The sequence below is a fragment of the Ensifer sp. 22460 genome (assembly GCF_052044935.1).
Taxonomy (GTDB): domain Bacteria; phylum Pseudomonadota; class Alphaproteobacteria; order Rhizobiales; family Rhizobiaceae; genus Ensifer.
On the sequence record NZ_JBQENZ010000010.1, the window covers coordinates 110,756 to 128,854 of the forward strand.

General features: G+C 62.5%; 19 protein-coding genes. 10 read left to right on the top strand and 9 right to left on the bottom strand.

Annotated features, from left to right (window positions below):
- Positions 1–164 precede the first annotated feature (164 nt).
- Both ACTJKM_RS14870 and epmA read right to left on the bottom strand, forming a co-directional pair.
- Positions 165–1,217 (bottom strand): lysine-2,3-aminomutase-like protein, encoded by a 1,053-nt coding sequence (locus tag ACTJKM_RS14870; RefSeq protein WP_058326213.1) that lies wholly within the window; start codon positions 1,215–1,217, stop codon positions 165–167.
- Positions 1,214–2,266: an EF-P lysine aminoacylase EpmA gene (epmA, locus tag ACTJKM_RS14875; RefSeq protein WP_058326214.1), complete on the bottom strand. Its 1,053-nt coding sequence runs from the start codon at positions 2,264–2,266 to the stop codon at positions 1,214–1,216. The genes ACTJKM_RS14870 and epmA overlap by 4 nt, the downstream gene beginning before the upstream one ends.
- 160 nt (positions 2,267–2,426) lie before the next feature.
- Between epmA and efp the strand changes: the two genes are divergently transcribed.
- Positions 2,427–2,996: an elongation factor P gene (gene efp, locus ACTJKM_RS14880; RefSeq protein WP_057247863.1), complete on the top strand. Its 570-nt coding sequence runs from the start codon at positions 2,427–2,429 to the stop codon at positions 2,994–2,996.
- A 165-nt stretch (positions 2,997–3,161) separates the two neighbouring features.
- Positions 3,162–4,403 carry an SAM-dependent methyltransferase gene (locus ACTJKM_RS14885; protein ID WP_113512229.1) on the top strand — a complete coding sequence of 414 codons (1,242 nt, stop codon included), beginning with the start codon at positions 3,162–3,164 and terminating at the stop codon, positions 4,401–4,403.
- Here ACTJKM_RS14885 and ACTJKM_RS14890 read toward each other — a convergent pair.
- A complete protein-coding gene (locus ACTJKM_RS14890; protein WP_058326216.1) occupies positions 4,393–5,223 on the bottom strand; it encodes a lipo-like protein in 831 nt (276 codons plus the stop codon). The two genes, ACTJKM_RS14885 and ACTJKM_RS14890, sit on opposite strands and share 11 nt — an antisense overlap.
- Before the next feature lie 163 nt (positions 5,224–5,386).
- Between ACTJKM_RS14890 and mbfA the strand changes: the two genes are divergently transcribed.
- Entirely contained in the window at positions 5,387–6,370 is a 984-nt protein-coding gene (gene mbfA / locus ACTJKM_RS14895) for an iron exporter MbfA (protein ID WP_058326217.1), read from the top strand.
- 71 nt (positions 6,371–6,441) lie between these two features.
- On the opposite strand, the gene ACTJKM_RS14900 is transcribed toward mbfA, so the two are convergent.
- Both ACTJKM_RS14900 and ACTJKM_RS14905 read right to left on the bottom strand, forming a co-directional pair.
- Positions 6,442–7,062: a transglutaminase-like cysteine peptidase gene (locus tag ACTJKM_RS14900; protein WP_058326218.1), complete on the bottom strand. Its 621-nt coding sequence runs from the start codon at positions 7,060–7,062 to the stop codon at positions 6,442–6,444.
- A 288-nt stretch (positions 7,063–7,350) separates the two neighbouring features.
- Entirely contained in the window at positions 7,351–8,151 is an 801-nt protein-coding gene (locus tag ACTJKM_RS14905) for an alpha/beta hydrolase (RefSeq protein WP_057247868.1), read from the bottom strand.
- 219 nt (positions 8,152–8,370) lie between these two features.
- Here ACTJKM_RS14905 and infC point away from each other — a divergent pair, with 219 nt between their 5' ends.
- The 5 genes from infC (at position 8,371) to pheT (ending at position 13,785) form a co-directional block, all read left to right on the top strand.
- Positions 8,371–8,907: a translation initiation factor IF-3 gene (infC, locus tag ACTJKM_RS14910; RefSeq protein ID WP_057247869.1), complete on the top strand. Its 537-nt coding sequence runs from the start codon at positions 8,371–8,373 to the stop codon at positions 8,905–8,907.
- 317 nt (positions 8,908–9,224) lie between these two features.
- Positions 9,225–9,428, top strand: coding sequence for a 50S ribosomal protein L35 (gene rpmI, locus ACTJKM_RS14915; protein WP_025425550.1), 204 nt, complete (start codon positions 9,225–9,227; stop codon positions 9,426–9,428).
- A 39-nt stretch (positions 9,429–9,467) separates the two neighbouring features.
- Positions 9,468–9,872: a 50S ribosomal protein L20 gene (gene rplT, locus ACTJKM_RS14920; RefSeq protein ID WP_025425551.1), complete on the top strand. Its 405-nt coding sequence runs from the start codon at positions 9,468–9,470 to the stop codon at positions 9,870–9,872.
- A 272-nt stretch (positions 9,873–10,144) separates the two neighbouring features.
- The gene (gene pheS / locus ACTJKM_RS14925; RefSeq protein WP_057247870.1) at positions 10,145–11,227 is read left to right on the top strand and encodes a phenylalanine--tRNA ligase subunit alpha; all 1,083 of its coding nucleotides are present in this window, start codon (positions 10,145–10,147) and stop codon (positions 11,225–11,227) included.
- 131 nt (positions 11,228–11,358) lie between these two features.
- Entirely contained in the window at positions 11,359–13,785 is a 2,427-nt protein-coding gene (gene pheT, locus ACTJKM_RS14930; RefSeq protein WP_440660551.1) for a phenylalanine--tRNA ligase subunit beta, read from the top strand.
- Positions 13,786–13,849: 64 nt separating this feature from the next.
- Here pheT and ACTJKM_RS14935 read toward each other — a convergent pair whose 3' ends face one another.
- The 3 genes from ACTJKM_RS14935 to ACTJKM_RS14945 form a co-directional block, all read right to left on the bottom strand.
- The gene (locus ACTJKM_RS14935; protein ID WP_058326220.1) at positions 13,850–14,248 is read right to left on the bottom strand and encodes a VOC family protein; all 399 of its coding nucleotides are present in this window, start codon (positions 14,246–14,248) and stop codon (positions 13,850–13,852) included.
- Positions 14,248–14,607 (bottom strand): nuclear transport factor 2 family protein, encoded by a 360-nt coding sequence (locus ACTJKM_RS14940; RefSeq protein WP_057247873.1) that lies wholly within the window; start codon positions 14,605–14,607, stop codon positions 14,248–14,250. Before ACTJKM_RS14940 ends, ACTJKM_RS14935 begins: the two co-directional genes overlap by 1 nt.
- A gap of 207 nt (positions 14,608–14,814) precedes the next feature.
- Complete coding sequence (locus ACTJKM_RS14945) at positions 14,815–15,810, bottom strand: aldo/keto reductase (RefSeq protein WP_057247874.1); 996 nt, start codon at positions 15,808–15,810, stop codon at positions 14,815–14,817.
- A 246-nt stretch (positions 15,811–16,056) separates the two neighbouring features.
- Between ACTJKM_RS14945 and ACTJKM_RS14950 the strand changes: the two genes are divergently transcribed.
- Together ACTJKM_RS14950 and ACTJKM_RS14955 are read left to right on the top strand one after the other, a co-directional pair.
- Entirely contained in the window at positions 16,057–16,944 is an 888-nt protein-coding gene (locus ACTJKM_RS14950; RefSeq protein ID WP_058326222.1) for a LysR family transcriptional regulator, read from the top strand.
- An 89-nt stretch (positions 16,945–17,033) separates the two neighbouring features.
- Positions 17,034–17,669, top strand: a complete 636-nt coding sequence (locus ACTJKM_RS14955) for a hypothetical protein (protein ID WP_057247876.1) — start codon at positions 17,034–17,036, stop codon at positions 17,667–17,669.
- On the opposite strand, the gene ACTJKM_RS14960 is transcribed toward ACTJKM_RS14955, so the two are convergent.
- Positions 17,621–18,094 carry a GNAT family N-acetyltransferase gene (locus ACTJKM_RS14960; RefSeq protein WP_058324627.1) on the bottom strand — a complete coding sequence of 158 codons (474 nt, stop codon included), beginning with the start codon at positions 18,092–18,094 and terminating at the stop codon, positions 17,621–17,623. The genes ACTJKM_RS14955 and ACTJKM_RS14960 overlap by 49 nt on opposite strands.
- Positions 18,095–18,099: the final 5 nt, after the last annotated feature.

The window sequence follows — 18,099 nt, forward strand, 5'->3', positions numbered from 1 at the left end:
TCAACTCCATCGTTGTTGTGTTGCCTATGACCATGTGACGATTGACGTCGAAAGCCTGTGACGCGGCTCTACGATTTTTCTCGAAAATCGCCAAGAAAAATACAGGTCCGCAATATTTAGATGAAATTTCAATGTGTTGGCGAGACGCGATTTCTCGCGGCGTATCAGGCTTTCGGCGGGTAGCTGTGCTCGCCGCCGCGAAAATCGGTGACCGTGTAGCAGCCGCCGCCATCGGTCGCGATCGTCGCGGCGCTGATGACCGCCTTGCCGTGACCACCTGGAATGTCGAGGATGTAGGTCGGCTGGCAAAGGCCGGAGACCCGGCCGCGCAGGGCTGCGACCAGCGCCTGGCCTTCCTCGATCGACAGACGGAAATGGCTGGTGCCAGGGGCCAGATCCGGGTGATGAAGATAATAGGGCTTGATCCGTGTCTCGACGAAGGCGCGCATCAGGCTAGCCAGCACATCCGCGTCGTCGTTGACGCCCCTCAAGAGCACCGACTGGCTGACCATGACGATGCCGGCATCGATCAGTCGTGCCGAGGCGGCGCGCGCCTCTTCAGTCAGCTCGCGCGGGTGGTTGGCGTGCAGAGCCACATAGGTCGCCTTGCCGTTAGCCTTCAGTGCAGCGATCAATTCGGCGTCGACGCGCGACGGCTCGACAACCGGCACGCGGGTGTGGAAGCGGACGATCTTCACATGCGGGATCGGTTTCAGCCGTTCCATGAGCTCGGTGAGCCGCCGCGGTGACAGCACCAGGGGATCGCCGCCGGTGAGGATCACCTCCCAGATTTCCTCGTGTTCGGCGATGTAGGCGATCGCCGCATCGAGTTCGGCGGGTGTCAGCGTGCCGAGCCCCTGCGGCCCGACCATCTCGCGGCGGAAGCAGAAGCGGCAATAGACCGGGCAGACATGCACGGCCTTCAAGAGCACCCGATCCGGATAGCGATGGACGATGCCGGCAACGGGACTGTGCGGCTTGTCGCCGATCGGGTCTTCGCGCTCTTCGGGAAGCAGCGTCAGCTCGGCGGCATCGGGCACGAACTGCCGGACGATCGGATCGGCGGGATCGGTGGGATCGATGAGGCCGGCAATGACAGGGCTGATCGCAACCGCATAACGCTCGGCGACGGCGGCAACCGCGGCCTCATTGCTGCGGTCGACGAGACCTGCCTCAACGAGCTCTCGCGCAGTCTTGATCGGGCGATGTACGTTCACGGCTGCGTCTCCGCCACCGGTGCCCAGAGCACCTGGTCGATACGCGACGCACCGGTTGCAAGCATCACCAGCCGGTCGAAGCCGAGCGCGATGCCGCTCGCTTCGGGCATGATCGCGAGTGCTGCCAGGAAATCCTCGTCGAGCGGGTAGGTCTCGCCGTAGACACGCGCCTTTTCTGCCATTTCCATCTCGAAGCGCCGGCGTTGTTCGACGGCATCCGTCAACTCGCCGAAGGCATTGGCGAGCTCGACGCCGCAGGCATAGAGCTCGAAGCGCTCGGCGACGCGCCGGTCGCGCGCGGCCGGTCGCGCCAGCGCCGCTTCGGCAGTCGGATATTCGTCGAGGATCGTCGCGCGGCCAAAGCCGAGGTGCGGCTCGATCTTTTCCACGAGCACGCGGCTGAAGAGATCGGCCCAGGTGTCATCGGACGCGACCCGAAGTCCGGCTGCAGTCATGGCCGCGGCCAGTTGGTTGCGATCGGTTTCACCGTTCGCCGCGATCGAGGCCAGGAGGTCGATGCCGGCAAAGCGCGCGAAGGCTTCCGCGACGCTCAGTCGCTCCGGCGTCGCGAAGGGATCGCAGGCCTGTCCCTGGAAGATGAACTGTTTGGTGCCGGTGGTCTCTGCCGCAAGCGCGAGGATCTCGGCGCAGTCGCGCATCAGCGCCTCGTAGCTTTCGCCGGCGCGGTACCATTCGAGCATGGTGAATTCAGGGTGATGCAGCGGTCCACGCTCGCGGTTGCGGTAGACATGGGCGAAACAGGCGATGCGCCGTTCGCCGGCGGAAAGCAGCTTCTTGCAGGCGAACTCCGGCGAGGTGTGCAGATAGAGTGGATGGCTCGATCCGTCGTGATGGAGAGCCTCTGTCGCGAAGGCGTGCAGATGCGCCTCGTTGCCGGGCGAGACCTGCAGCGTTGCCGTGTCCACCTCGATGAAATCGCGTGTCTCGAAGAACCGGCGCAACGCCGATTGGATCCGGTTGCGGCCGAGAAGAAACGGGCGCCGGTCGGCATGGACATCGGGTGTCCACCAGGGTGAGGCATGCGACATGATCGGTTCAGTCCAGGCTTTCTTCGCGCAGACAGCGGCTCAGGCTGGCTATTTGCACGAAATTAGGGTAGTTGCGGCGCGAAATCCTTCTTTCCGCGTCCTTCAGGGCCAGTGTTTCCGGCCCGCGGTGTCGCGCATACCTCTGTTACAAGGAAGACTAATGGTCAAGGTCATCGCTTCATCTGTCCGTAAGGGCAACGTTCTCGACGTCGACGGCAAGCTCTATGTCGTGCTTACCGCCCAGAACTTCCACCCGGGCAAGGGCACGCCGGTCACCCAGGTCGATATGCGCCGCATTTCCGACGGCGTGAAGGTCTCCGAGCGCTACCGCACGACCGAACAGGTCGAGCGCGCCTTCGTCGAAGACCGCGAGCACACCTTCCTTTATGAAGACGCCGAAGGCTTCCACTTCATGAACCCGGAAAGCTATGACCAGCTGGTCATGAGCACCGACGACATCGGCGACCTCAAGGCCTACCTGCAGGAAGGCATGGCCTGCATTCTTTCGGTGCACGAAGGTCTGGCGATCGCCATCGACCTGCCGCGTCACGTGACGCTCGAAATCACCGAGACCGAGCCGGTCGTCAAGGGCCAGACGGCATCGTCGTCCTACAAGCCGGCGGTTCTCTCGAACGGCGTCCGCACGCTGGTTCCGCCGCACATCCAGGCCGGCACCCGCGTCGTCATCGCGACGGAAGACGGTTCCTACGTCGAGCGCGCCAAGGACTGAGGCTAACGCCGAATAACAGTTGAACGGGGACGGTGGCGAAGGCTGCCGTCCCCGTTTTCGTTCCGGGAAGAGCTTGATGAGCAACCAGAAATTTAAGGGGAGCATTTCGAAAAACGGGTGCTAGGATGCCGGCGCTGATACGACAGTTGTCTCAAGAGGGTCTGCATGTTCCCATTGTCGCATATGATGAAGTCCTTCATTCGCAAGGGCCGCCTGACGGTGATCGACGCCGACGGCAAGCGCCACGTCTTTTCCGGCACGCCCGGACCGGAGGTGACGATGCGGCTCACGGACAAGAAGCTCTACCGCAGCCTCGTCTTCAACGCCGAACTCGCCGCCGGCGAAGCCTATATGGACGGCACCATGCGCTTCGAGGAGGGCTCGACGCTCAGGGACTTCCTGACGCTTTTCTCGATCAATCGGCTGTCGCTCGGGTCTTATCCGATCCAGAAACTTCTGCGGGCGGTGAAGATGCGGTTCCGCAAGCGGCAGCAGGCCAATCCCAAGGGCAAGGCGCAGCAGAACGTCGCGCATCACTACGATCTCGGCAACGAATTCTACAAGCTGTTCCTCGACGAGAACATGCTCTACTCCTGCGCCTATTTCCGCGAGCCCAACGAGACGCTCGAAAAAGCGCAGCGCAACAAGCTGAGGCTGCTCGCCTCCAAGCTCTGCCTGGAACCCGGCATGAAGGTGCTGGATATCGGCTGCGGCTGGGGCGATCTCGCGATGTATCTTGCCGAGCTCGCGGATGTGCAGGTGCTCGGCGTGACGCTTTCCAAGGAACAGCAGGCGCTTGCCACCGAACGGGCGCGGAAGGCAGGTCTAGGGGACCGGGTGCGTTTCGAGCTTAAGGATTACCGCGATGTCCAGGGGCCCTTCGACCGCATCGTTTCGGTCGGCATGTTCGAACATGTCGGCGTGCATCACTATGACGAGTTCTTCAAGAAGCTGAATGCGCTGATGCCGGATGACGGCCTCACGGTGCTGCATTCGATCGGTCACATGAGCCCCCCCGGCATGGCGAGCTCCTGGCTTCGGAAATACATCTTCCCGGGCGCCTATTCGCCGGCGCTCTCGGAGGTCTTCGAGGTGGTCGAGCGCAACAGTCTCTGGGTCACGGATCTCGAATTCTTGCGGGTGCACTACGCCACGACGCTCGCCCATTGGGGTGCGCGCTTCGAGGCCAACCGCGACAAGGTGATCGGGCTCTATGACGAGCGCTTCGCGCGCATGTGGGAGTTCTATCTGATCAGCGCCGAGATGATGTTCCGCACCGGCAGCCAGCTCGTCTTTCACATGCAGCTCTCGCGCTCGCGCGATGCGGCGCCGATCGTGCGCGATTACATCACCGATCGTCAGCGCGATTTCATGGCCCGCGAACAGGCGCTCGCCCTCAACCTTTGAACGGGTGATCGCCGTCGCCGTTCCAGCGCAGCCGCTTGTAGTCGAAGCCGAATTCGAGCGTCGGCTTGACGATCGCGAAGAAGGGCGAGAGGTCGAAATCCCTGGGCGTATAGAGCGAATGGTGCCGGATGTGCAGGATCTCCTCGCGCGAATAGGTCGAGGTAGCAGCCGCCCGGCCGGGGGCGCGGGTGACCTCGGGCAGGATCGGATAGCGGATCTGCTCGAAGGCGGCTGCGATCAGCGTCGAGCAGATCGCCCGCGTCGGATCGCCGGAGCCAAAGGCAAGCAGGCGCCGCCGCCAGCGCACCGGCACCGGCGGGGTCGGCATGAAATAGCGCAGCATGTCGAGGATGTTCTTCAGGTCATATTTCATCCCGAGCCGCGAGATCATGAAGCCGACGAGCGCCGTGCGATCATCCGGCGTCAGCGCGATCGGCCGGCAGATGCGCGTGTTGAACGACGCGTATTTCTTCAGCGGCACCGCAACACAACCCTCGCCGATATTGACCTCGATGAGTTGCGGCCGCTCGATGACCGGCAGCGTTGCCTGGTCGAGCGTCAGCGGCATCTGGTCGCCGGCAAAGAACGCGGCGTGTGACCAGGTCGATTGCGTCAGATACTTGATCGCCGCCGAAACCCTCTGGTTGCCCTCGATCAGGAGAACGTCGCCCGGGCGCAGCGTGCGCGCCAGGGTTTCCTGATCGGAAGGGGTATAGGGCTCGTAGCCGGATGTCTGCGCTTGCAGCCGCGCGGCAAGCCTGGCTCCAAGCCGATCCAGTAACGTGTCCTTGCTTTCGGAAAGCGAATAGATGGTCCTCATCGAGGCGATCGCTCCGGGAATGAAGGGAATTCGCGAGAGCCTTCATCGTGGCTGAGCCGCGACACTCTGTCGAGAGATTGTCGCATGATTGCATGGCTTTGGCCTTGACGGTGCCGTCTCGGTTTTCTATTTTTAGAATTATTCTAAAGAAGGTTTTCTCCCAATGTTTTCGCGCCTCTTCGCCCGTTCCAAACGTCCCTTTCTTTCCTTAAGCGAGCAGGAAATCCTGGCGCTCGCGATCTCGTCCGAAGAGGACGACGGACGCATCTATCTCGCCTATGCCGATGCGCTCCGGCAGCAATATCCCCACTCGGCAAAAGTGTTCGAGGAGATGGCGGAGGAAGAAAGCCACCACAGGCAGTGGTTGATCGATCTGCACGTCCAGCGCTTCGGCAGCCGCATTCCCCTTGTCCGGCGCGAACACGTGCGCGACTTCCCCGAGCGCAAGCCCGACTGGCTGATTGCCGAAATGCCGATCGAAAAGGCGCGCGAGGAAGCCGAAGCGATGGAGGAAGCGGCGCACCGTTTCTATGTCGAGGCCGCGGCGAGAACCCAGGATGCCGCCACCCGCAAGCTGCTCGGCGATCTCGCGATCGCGGAAAAATCGCATGAATCGCTCGCCCGGCGGCTTGGCGAAGAGCACACGCCCCAAGACGTGCGCGCCGAAGAGGACCAGACGTCGCGCCGTCAGTTCATCCTCACTTACGTACAGCCCGGCCTTGCCGGCCTGATGGATGGTTCGGTTTCGACGCTGGCGCCGATCTTTGCCGCCGCCTTCGCGACCCAGGATACCTGGCAGACCTTCCTCGTCGGTCTCTCGGCCTCTGTCGGCGCCGGCATCTCCATGGGCTTCACCGAGGCGGCCCACGATGACGGCAAGCTTTCAGGCCGCGGTTCGCCGATCAAGCGCGGCCTTGCCTCCGGCATCATGACCGCACTCGGCGGCCTCGGCCACGCGCTCCCCTATCTGATCCCGCATTTCTGGACGGCGACCGCCACGGCGGCGGTGATCGTCTTCTTCGAACTCTGGGCGATCGCCTTCATCCAGAACCGCTATATGGAAACACCGTTCCTGCGGGCGGCATTCCAGGTGGTGCTCGGCGGTGGCCTGGTGCTCGCGGCCGGCATCCTGATCGGCAACGCGTGACGGGTGAGCGGCAAATACGAAAAAGGGCCGGTCTGACCGGCCCTTTTTGAAACTCTTTACTTTGCTTTGGATCAGTTGCCGACCGAGCCGACGACGACTTCGGCGCCGTTCTGGATGGTGACCCAACGGCCGCTGTGGTTCGAGGCCTGGCGCTTCAGGTAGCGGTAAGGCGTGTTGGTCCAGAGCCTTACCCCGTTTTCGAGATTGTCGAGAATGAAGTCGCCCTGCGCCGTGCGGACGGTCAACACCGCATGGCCTTCGCCATCGGGCTTGCGAACGACGGTGATCAGGAGATCGCTCGCCGGGAAGCCCTTGCTCATCAGGCGCTTGCGCTTCTCAAGCACGAAGTCCTCGCAGTCGCCGGCGTTGTCCGGATAGGACCAGACTTCGTCCCTGCCGTGCAGTTCCAGGTCGGTGACCGGCGTGATCTCGCGATTGACCGCAGCATTCACCTGCCGGATGGTGGCCCAGCCGCGTTCGGTCACGCGCGGAGCAACCGTTCCCTTGGAGCGCACATTGCATTCGCTCTTGTACTTCTGGCAGAATTCGTAGTGGCCGATCGGCTGCGATGTCGCCGAGCCGGTCTGCATCCATGGAGAAGAACCTGCCTGTGCAGGAATTGCCGTGTTTGCTGAAATGAAAAGTGCGCAGAACGCCGCGATACTTCCCTTAACTCCAGTCCAAGACGCCATACAAATCCCCTGCAACGCGGTATGCCGGGCTCTTCCTGTCCGGACGTATTCGCGCAATCCTGAGTTGAGGGCAGCTTCTTTAGGTTCGTCCCCGTCGCTGCTCTAATCGTTAATAAAGAGTTAATAGCGTCGGCGCGGCAGAGTCAATCGCCGGAATCGGGACATCGGATTTTATGGTTAAAAGCGGGGCCGCGCGCGCGAAAACCCTTGCATCGTGGGCGGTCCACGGGGCAGCGCGGTTTTGGGGCAATTTGCGGCGGAAGGGGCGGGGCGTTCTCCCGCCCGGGCTCAGGCGAGCATCGTGCCGATGGCCTGCTTCATTTTAGCGATGTCTTCTTCACGCGAAAGGCGATGGTCGCCATCGCGGATGAGTGTCATGACGACATCGTCGGAGGGCAGGTGCTCCATCAGCCGCAGCGCATGGGTATAGGGAACGTCGGGGTCGCGCATGCCTTGCAGAATGTGCACCGGACAGCCGGTGGTGATCGTGCCCTCAAGCACCCGGTTCACGCGCCCGTCTTCGATGAGGGCGCGGGTGAAGATGTTCGGCTCCGGGCTGTACTCGGAGGGTTCCTCGAAAAAGCCGCGTTCGGCAAGCGAGGCCCTCTCCGCTTCGGTCAGGTTGGGTTCGATCAGTTCGGCGGTGAAATCCGGCGCCGGCGCAATCAGCACCAGGCCGGCGACACGGTTTCCGTCGCCACGCTGCCTGAGCTCCTGGATGACCCGCAGCGCAATCCAGCAGCCCATCGACGAGCCGATCAGCACGACGCGGCCCGGCGCCGCCCGATCAATGACCGCAAGGCTCTCCTCGAGCCAGCGCGAGATCGTGCCATCGGTGAAGGCGCCGCCGGAGGCGCCGTGGCCGGAATAGTCGAAGCGCACGCAGGCCGCGCCCCGTTCCATGGCATAGCGCTCGACCTCGACCGCCTTGGTGCCGGTCATGTCCGAACGGTAGCCGCCGAGCCAGACGAGCGTCGGCTGTCCCGATGGCTTCTCCGGGTGGCGCACGCGCATCGCGATCCTGCGCTGAGCCGCATCCGTGCCGACCTCGATGAAGCTGATTTCCGTCTCGGCTGGCGTATTGTGCATGCCCGTAATCTCCAAAAGCCCGTTTAACTGGCGATTTTCTTTCTAAAACAGATTCGCCTTGGTATCGACAGGTGGTGATTTTCCTTGAAAGCCGTGCTATTGACTCTCGCGCCGCAATTCACACATTGCCGTCGGTGACAGATTCAGGCGCTTCGTTTGTGATCGCGCCGGCGAACGAATTAAACAACATTTCGGAAATAGCTCGAGGAGAGTACGACCATTCGCAGACCGTTCAAAACGGACGCCCCCGTCAAGGAGGGACCGCGCTCAAACAAGGAAATCCGGGTGCCCCGGGTTCAGCTTATCGATGCCGAAGGCCAGAATATCGGTGCCGTCCCGATCGACCAGGCGCTCCGCATGGCGGAAGAAGCAGGTCTTGATCTGGTAGAGATCGCACCGAACTCCGAACCGCCGGTGTGCAAGATTCTGGATCTTGGCAAGCTGAAATACGCCAACCAGAAGAAGGCGGCCGAAGCGCGCAAGAAGCAGAAGATCGTCGAAATCAAAGAAATCAAGATGCGCCCGAACATCGACACGCATGACTATGACGTGAAGATGAAGGCGATGAACCGGTTCTTCGAGGACGGCGACAAGGTCAAGGTCACGCTGAAGTTCCGCGGCCGCGAAATGGCCCACCAGGAACTGGGCATGAAGCTTCTGCTCCAGGTCAAGGATGATACCCAGGCGATCGCCAAGGTGGAGGCCGAGCCGAAGCTCGAAGGCCGCCAGATGATGATGGTTCTGGCGCCGCGCTAAGCCGCCGCTGCCGTCAGTCGTAAGACCAAATTGATGAAAGCCGCCTTCCGGGCGGCTTTTTTCTTCGAGGCCGGCGGCGGCCGCCGCAGATCGCGCTCCCGCCTAGAGCATGCGCTGACGAACGTGCTAGAGATGTATGGGGAAGCGTTCGGCCACCGCTTGCAGCGCCATCTTCGATTCCCCAGTTGCGCTTTTCGGCATGTGCGGTTATAAGCCCCCGTCCGAACGGTCCGGCAGGGCATGCCGTGGCCGTTCTTAACGCTGGAAATGGACCTCGTCTGTCCGTTTCGAATTCTTAAGAAAAATGGAGTAGCAAAATGCCCAAGATGAAGACGAAATCGTCTGCCAAGAAGCGGTTCAAGATCACCGCTACTGGCAAGGTTCGTGCAGCAGCTGCTGGCAAGCGCCACGGCATGATCAAGCGTTCCAACAAGTTCATCCGCGACGCACGTGGAACCATGGTTCTCGCGGAGCCTGATGGCAAGAAGGTCATCAAGAACTACCTGCCCAACGGTCTCTAAGACTTTCAGGCATTTTGGACACGTTAAGGAGATCATGACATGGCACGTGTAAAACGCGGCGTAACCGCTCACGCCAAGCACAAGAAGACACTCAAGGCAGCCAAGGGCTTCTACGGCCGCCGCAAGAACACCATCCGCGCTGCGAAGGCTGCGGTTGATCGTTCGAAGCAGTTCGCTTACCGCGACCGCAAGGTCAACAAGCGCAACTTCCGCGCTCTCTGGATCCAGCGCATCAACGCTGCCGTCCGCGAATTCGGCCTGACCTACGGCCGCTTCATCGACGGCCTGAACAAGGCTGGCATCGAAGTCGACCGCAAGGTTCTGTCCGACATGGCTATCCATGAGCCGGCAGCATTCGGCGCCCTCGTCGAAGCTTCCAAGAAGGCGCTTGCCTACCTCAAGGAAGCCGGCACGACAAACGAGTTTGAAAGCGCTGTCCGTTAAGCCAGCGTTTTCCCAAAACCGTACTTAAAATTCGTTGGGAAACCCGCGCTGGCAGGGCTAGCGCGGGTTTTTCTTATTTCGCGAGATGAACGTGCGAGACGATCGAAAGGAACTGCCCCGGTTCCACCTTCCGACGACGCTTCAGCCGGGCCTCCGGCTTCGTCGTCCCTGCGTCTTTGCACTGGCATTCTTTGCGACCGCGGCGCGATCACATTCCTGAAGACTTGAGCCGATATAGAACCGAACCCATTCCCGCATCGAGGCAGGACAGAATGAGCGAACTGGAAACACTGGAACGGATACTGCTGGCGGACATCGATGCCGCAGGCGATGAGGGATCGATCGAGGCCGTGCGCGTCAATGCGCTCGGCAAGAAGGGCTCGATCTCCGAGCTCCTGAAGACGCTGGGCACCATGACGCCGGAAGAGCGCCAGACCCGCGGTGCGCAGATCAACGCGCTGAAGACCACGGTCGCCGACGCGATCGCCGCCCGCAAGTCGGCGCTGAAGGATCAGGCGATCGCCGAGCGCCTGGCGCGAGAGACGGTCGACATCAGCCTGCCGGTCCGCTCGTCGCCCGCCGAGCGCGGCCGCATTCATCCGATCAGCCAGATCGTCGACGAGATCACCGCGATCTTCGGCGACATGGGTTTCTCGATTGCCGAAGGTCCGGATATCGAGACCGACTACTACAACTTCACGGCGCTGAATTTCCCGGAGGGCCACCCGGCCCGCGAGATGCACGACACCTTCTTCTTCAATCCGGATGAGAAGGGCGACCGCAAGGTGCTGCGCACGCACACCTCGCCGGTGCAGATCCGCACCATGGAAGCGCAGCAGCCGCCGATCCGCATCATCATCCCCGGCAAGACCTACCGTCAGGACTCCGACGCGACCCATTCGCCGATGTTCCACCAGGTCGAAGGCCTGGTGATCGACAAGGCGGCGAACGTCGCCAACATGCGCTGGGTTCTGGAAGAGTTCTGCAAGGCCTTCTTCGAGGTCGACCAGGTGACGATGCGCTTCCGTCCGTCGTTCTTCCCTTTCACCGAGCCGTCCTTCGAGGTCGATATCCAGTGCGACCGCTCCGGCCCGATCGTCAAGTTCGGCGAGGGCACCGACTGGATGGAAATACTCGGCTGCGGCATGGTGCATCCGAACGTGCTGCGCTCCGGCGGGCTCGATCCGGACGAGTATCAGGGTTTTGCGTGGGGCATGGGCCTCGACCGCATCGCCATGCTGAAATACGGCATGCCTGACCTGCGTGACTTCTTCAATGCCGACGTTCGCTGGATGACCCATTATGGCTTCCGCCCGCTGGACATGCCGACGCTGTTCGGCGGTCTGTCGGCCTGATCGCGCAGCTGATCAGAGCGGATGCGCTCACATTCGTTCGCGCTTCCGCTCCTTCTTTTTGTTTTGCCGCATTTGTGCGACGTCAGGTGATGCCACCTGACTGCAAAATGCTCTAGGACACAGGTGAAATCATGAAATTCACGCTTTCCTGGCTCAAGGACCACCTTGATACCGACGCTTCGCTGGAAGAGATCTGCGCGCGGCTGACGATGATCGGGCTCGAGGTCGAGGACGTCGACGACAAGGCCGCCTTCAAGCCCTTCGTCATCGCCAAGGTGGTCTGGGCCGAGCAGCATCCGAATGCCGACAAACTCCGCGTACTGATGGTCGACACCGGCTCGGGCGCCCCGATCCAGGTCGTCTGCGGCGCGCCGAATGCGCGCACCGGCCTCGTCGGCGCCTTTGCCGCTCCCGGCACCTACGTGCCCGGCATCGACGTGACGCTCGCCGTCGGCACCATCCGCGGTGTCGAAAGCCGCGGCATGATGTGCTCGGAAAAGGAACTGCAGATCTCCGAGGATCACAACGGCATCATCGACCTGCCGGCTGACGCGCCGGTCGGTACGAGCTACGCCGCCTATGCCGGTCTCGACGATCCGATGATCGAGATCAACCTGACGCCGAACCGCCCGGACTGCACCAGTGTCTACGGCATTGCCCGTGACCTCGCGGCCTCCGGCCTCGGCACGCTGAAAGCACGGCCTGCGCCCTCCTTCGCCGTCGAAGGCGAAACGCCGGTGAAGCTGACGCTCGACCTCGGCGAAGACAGGCACTTGTGCCCCGGCTTCTCGTTGCGGCTCGTGCGCGGCGTCAAGAACGGCCCGTCGCCGAAGTGGATGCAGCAGCGGCTGCTGGCGATCGGCCTTCGCCCGATCAACGCTTTGGTCGACATCACCAACTACATGACCTTCGACCAGGGCCGACCGATGCACGTCTTCGACGCCGCCAAGGTCAAGGGCAACCTGACGGTCCGCCGCGCCAGGGACGGCGAGACGGTGCTGGCGCTCGACCAGCGCGAATACAAGCTCGGCCCCAACAACGTCGTCATATCGGACGAAAAGGCGATCGAATCGATCGGCGGCGTCATGGGCGGCGAGCATTCCGGCTGCGACGAGAACACCACCGACGTGCTGATCGAATCGGCGCTCTGGGATCCGATGAACATCGCCAAGACCGGCCGCACGCTCGGCATCATCACCGATGCGCGTTACCGTTTCGAGCGTGGTGTCGACCCGGAATACATGGTGCCCGGCCTTGAGCGCACCACCGAGCTCGTGCTCGAGTTCTGCGGTGGCAAGGCCGCCAAGGCGGAAGTGGTCGGCTATGCCGGCTATCAGCCAAAGATCGTCGATTTCCCGGTTTCCGAGGTGAAGCGCCTGACCGGTCTCGAGGTTTCCTCCGAGGAGAGCATCTCGATCCTGAGGAAGCTCGGCTTCGGTGTTGAAGGCTCGGGTGAACGCTTCAAGGTTTCGGTTCCGTCCTGGCGCCCGGATGTCGACGGCAAGGCCGATCTTGTCGAAGAGGTCATGCGCATCCACGGCGTCGACAACATCGTTGCGGCCCCGCTGCCGAGCCATGGCACGGTCAACGGCAAGATCCTGACGACGCTGCAGATCCGCACGCGCCTTGCCAAGCGTACGCTTGCAAGCCGCGGGATGCTGGAAGCGGTCACCTGGTCGTTCATCTCCGAGGATCAGGCAAAGCTCTTCGGCGGCGGCGCGCCGGCGCTGAAGCTCGCCAATCCGATCGCCTCGGACATGTCGGACATGCGCCCGTCGCTGCTGCCGGGCCTGCTGACGGCCGCCCAGCGCAATGCCGACAAGGGTTTTGGCGACGTTGCGATCTTCGAGGTCTCGGGCACCTATGAAGGCGATACGCCGGACGCGCAGCGCCGCGTTGCCGGCGGCATCCGCCGCGGCACGGCCGCGCTGAACGGCGCCGGCCGTCTCTGGTCGAACGCGGCCAAGGGCGGTGGCAAGCCGGTCGACGTTTTCGACGCCAAGGCTGATGCGATTGCCGTGCTTGAAGCCTGCGGCGTGGCGATGGGCAACGTCCAGTTCGAGCCGGGCGGTCCCGCCTGGTACCATCCCGGCCGCTCCGGCACGATCAAGCTCGGCCCGAAGATCGTTCTCGGCACCTTCGGCGAGTTCCATCCGAAGACGCTGGAAGCGCTCGACGTCTCCGGCGCGCTTTGCGGCTTCGAGATCTATGTCGACGCCATGCCCGAACCGAAGAAGAAGGCGACCCGCACCAAGCCGGCGCTCGATCTCTCGCCGTTCCAGGCGGTCAAGCGCGACTTCGCCTTCGTCGTCGACAAGGCGGTCGAGGCCGGCGCCATCCTGCGCGCCGCTTCCGGCGCCGACCGCAAGCTGGTCACCGGCGTCAGCGTCTTCGACGTCTTCGAGGGCGCTTCGCTTGACGAAGGCAAGAAGTCGATCGCCATCGAGGTCACCATCCAGCCGGTCGAGCGCACGCTGACCGACGAGGATTTTGAAGCGCTCACCGCCAAGATCGTCGCCAATGTGACGAAGTCGACGGGCGGCGTTCTGCGGGCGTAACCGGCTCAAGCACGTATCAATCGAAAGGGCCGCTGCGATCCAGCGGCCCTTTTCGTTTTGCGGTTCAATCCACGCGCTGCATCAGTTCGATGCGGTTTCCGAAGGGATCGTGGACATAACATCTGCGGTAGCCGGCAAGCGGCTCGTCCTGGGCGATCGTCACACCGGCCGCTTCGAGCCGCAGCGTCAGGCGGTCGAGATTGTCGACGAGAAAGGCCGGGTGGGCCTTGCGTGCCGGCCTGAAGTCTTGGTCGATGCCGAGATGCAGGCGGATGCTGCCCTGTTCGAACCAGCAGCCGCCACGCGCGAGAAGATTGGCCGGCTTGCTCACCTCCGAGAGGCCGAGGAGACCGCTGTAGAAGCCGCGTGCCGCCGGTTCGGCACCCGCCGGCATGGCAAGCTGGATATGGTCGATGCCGATGAGCCTGCCCGTCGGCTCGGGTTTCTCTGGGGGTGCCGTCATCACGCGTGCTGATGGAAGACCTTGTTGACGATCACCCAGCGCCCGTCGATCTTCACCAGCGACAGATGATCGGAATAGCGTTCGCCGGCGAAACTGTCGACCACCCTCACGGTTGCAGTGTCACCGGTGATATCGATCTTCTGCACGTCCATCTCCGGCTGGGTTCCAGGGGGGGCTGCACCCGTCTCGATGATCGTCTTGATGAAGCCGTCGCGCGTCGTCCATTCGAGCGCGCCCTTGTAGTTGCCGATAATCGCCGCATCGGGGTGAAACGCCTTGCGCAGCGCGCCCTCGTTGGCAAAGGCCATGCCGTCGACATAGAGGTGCACCACCGCGCTAATCGCCTGCTCGTCGGACATTCCCGCTCCTCCGGATTTGTTGCCGTTGGTTGAGAGGTAGTGCGTCCGGCGTGAATTTCGATGGGAAATCTCCCCGCCATCTGCGGAAGACGGGGAGAAATGGAGCATTTCCAGGAAAAGTGCGAAGCGGTTTTCCGTCAGGAAATGCGGTGAAAACACAGAGATAGAGCGTTTCCAAGACTCCGTTTCTCCTGGAAACGCTCAAGGTCAACGGTTGGTGAGCGCCAGCGAGGCGTCCGTGTAGCGATTGCCGGCGACAAGTGCCGGCGACAGCGCTTCGGCGAGGCGGCTGGATTCCTCAGCACTGAGCGGGATGCCTGCCGCGGCCGCATTCTGCTCCAGATGGTCGAGCTTGCGGGCGCCCGGGATAGGCACGATGAAATCACTCTGGTTGATGACCCAGGCGAGCGCGAGTTGAGCCGCGGTCACGCCTTTTTCCTCAGCCAGCGCTTGAAGCGTTTCGACCAGCCGGACGTTGGCGTCGAAATTCTCCGCCTGGAAACGCGGCAGCGAGCGCCGGAAATCGTCGGCTTCCAGATCATCGGCCTTGCGCAGCGCGCCGGTCAGCATGCCGCGCCCGAGCGGGCTGTAGGGCACGAAGCCGATGCCGAGTTCGCGGCAGGTGGCGAGCACGTCCGCTTCCGGGTCACGCGACCACAGAGAATACTCGCTTTGGACAGCGGCGATCGGATGAACCTTGTGGGCCCGACGGATGGTGGCGGCACTCGCTTCGGAAAGACCGAGGGCCCGCACCTTGCCCTCGCGCACCAATTCGGCCATGGCGCCGACGGTATCCTCGATCGGAACCTCCGGGTCGACACGATGCTGGTAATAGAGATCGATGACATCGGTTCCGAGCCGCTTGAGCGAGGCTTCGGCCACCGCCTTCGCGTGCTCCGGCCGTCCGTCGACGCCCTTGATCGCCTGGGCCGCCGGCACCCCGGCTTCGATGCGGAAGCCGAATTTGGTGGCGATCGTCACCTTGTCGCGCATGGAACCGAGCGCCTTGCCGAGCAGTTTCTCGTTTTCGAAAGGACCATAGACTTCGGCCGTGTCGAAGAAGGTGATGCCGAGGTCGACGGCGCGGTGAAGGGTGCGTATCGATTCCGCCTCATCGGCTGCGCCATAGGCGAAACTCATGCCCATGCAGCCGAGGCCGATGGTGGAGACGGTAAGGTCGTTCCCGAGTTTGCGGGTCTTCATGTCGTTTCCTTTGTCTGGCTGTCACGCGTCGGAACGAACGCGCTGGGAGGGCGCGTCTATCGTCCGAGGCATGAATTGGTGGCTGGACACCGCCGATGCGCCTGAATGGCGGGCGACGGTTCCTCGTTGCCATCGCAGACGAGCTCCTCGCTTCGTCCAGACGTTGGCGACGATTGAAGAATAGGGCCATACGCGGCGGCTGAAAATCACTGTTAATTCTCACGGGCTGTTCTATTATTTCGATCAATGAACAGAACGCAGCTTTCTCAACTCGCGGTATTGGCCGCCGTTGCCGCCCATGGCAGTTTTCGCGGGGCCGCCCGAGAACTCGGCGTGGCGCCGTCGTCCGTCAGCCACGCCGTCGGCAGCCTCGAGGCGAGCCTTGGGATTCGCCTGCTGGCGCGCACCACACGGAGCGTCGCGCCGACCGAGGAGGGTCGCCGGCTGCTCGAAAGGCTGGCACCGGCGCTGGACGAGATCGCCCATGCGTTGGAAGCGGCCGCGGACGCCCGCGAGCGTCCCGCAGGCAATCTGCGCATCACGGCGCCGCGGTTTGCAGCAGATCTGATCGTCGCGCCAAGGCTCGGCGCGTTCCTGAACCTCTATCCGGAGATCGTCCTGGAAATCGCCAATGAGGATGGCTTCACCAATATTGTCGAAGAAGGCTACGACGCTGGCATCAGGCTCGGCGAAAGCCTGGAAGCCGATATGATCGCCGTCAAAGTTGGGCCTGAGTTGGAAAGCGCCGTCGTCGCTTCGCCCGACTACTTCGAGCGCCACGGGCGGCCGCAGCATCCGCGCGACCTGGCGGAGCATCGTTGCATCCGCCGACGCTTCTCCAACGGCACGCTTTATCGCTGGGAGTTCGAGAAGGGCGGCGAGGAGCTGACGGTATCGGTCGAGGGCCCGCTGATCCTCGGCGAGGACCGGCCGATCATCAAGGCGGCGATGGGCGGCGCCGGGCTTGCCTATCTCTTCCTGTCGCGGGTGGAAACGGCGATCGCCGAAGGACGGCTGGAGCGTGTCATGGAAGACTGGTGCGCACCCTATGCCGGCCCCTATCTTTATTATCCAAGCCGCAGGCAGATGCGGCCGGCACTGCGCGCCTTCATCGATTTCTTCCGGCACAGATAGCCGCGGTGTGGAATTGGGTGGCGCCGTTGGGCCGGATTTGGAATGCCATTGGTCTCGCACTCCGTTTGTTCGGATGAGAAAGGAAAACGATGAAGAAGCCCGGTTCGATGAAGGGTCTCGAAGATCTCGGCCGGGTACGGTTGTCCAGGAATTTCTTCTTCCGCGACTTTCTGCATTCGGAGATCGCCGATTTCTATCGCATCCCGAACATTCCTGACGATCCGGATCTCGCGATCGAGGCCGGGCGCCGCCTCTGCGAGGAGCTGCTGGAGCCGCTAGAGGCGACCTTCGGTCGCCTCGTCATTCGCTCAGGCTACCGCAACCGCGCCGTCAACGGCTTCGGCAATGCCAATGGTCTCAACTGCTCGACCAATGCCGCTTCGGCCGCCGACCATATCTGGGACATGCGCGATGCCGACGGATGCATCGGCGCCAGCGCCTGCATCGTCATCCCCTGGGTCTGGGATCGCCGCGGCGATATCGGCGGCTGGCAGTCGATCGCCTGGTGGATCCACGACCATCTGCCCTATGCCTCGCTTTGCTTTTTCCCGAAGTTATGGGCCTTCAACATCCAGTGGCACGAGCGGCCGGCGCGTCGGATATCGAGTTTTATCCAACCGCGCGGGCTGCTGACGAAGGCCGGCATGGCAAATCAGGCCGGTAGCCATGCGGAGGCCTATGCCGGATTTCCGGATTTGAGGAACGTGCCGAAATTGACCTTGTAGCGCACGTGCTCGTCGGTCCCGGAGTAGCGGTCGTAGAGCCGCCGCGCCATGGCATTGTCGGCCTCGGTGTACCAGTAGAGCCGGTCCCAGCCTTTCTCCTGACAATGCGCGATGAGATCGTCGATCATTGCCCGTGCCACGCCCTGGCCGCGTGCGGCGGGATCGACATAGAGATCCTCGATGTAGCAGATCGGTTGCCGGAAGAAGGTGGCGAGCTGCTCCTGGCAGATGGCAAAGCCCACCGTCTTTTCGTCGAGGATCGCCAAGCGCGCGAAAAGCGGCGTCGAGGGATCGGTCAGCCTCTTCCAGGTGAGGTCGATGATGTCCCCGGCGAGATCGGTGCCGGAAAAGGCGACATAGCCGGCCCAGAGGCGGCGCCAGTCCGCCTCGTCGCCGGCTGTCGCAGCGCGTGTCGTCAATGCCATCGGGT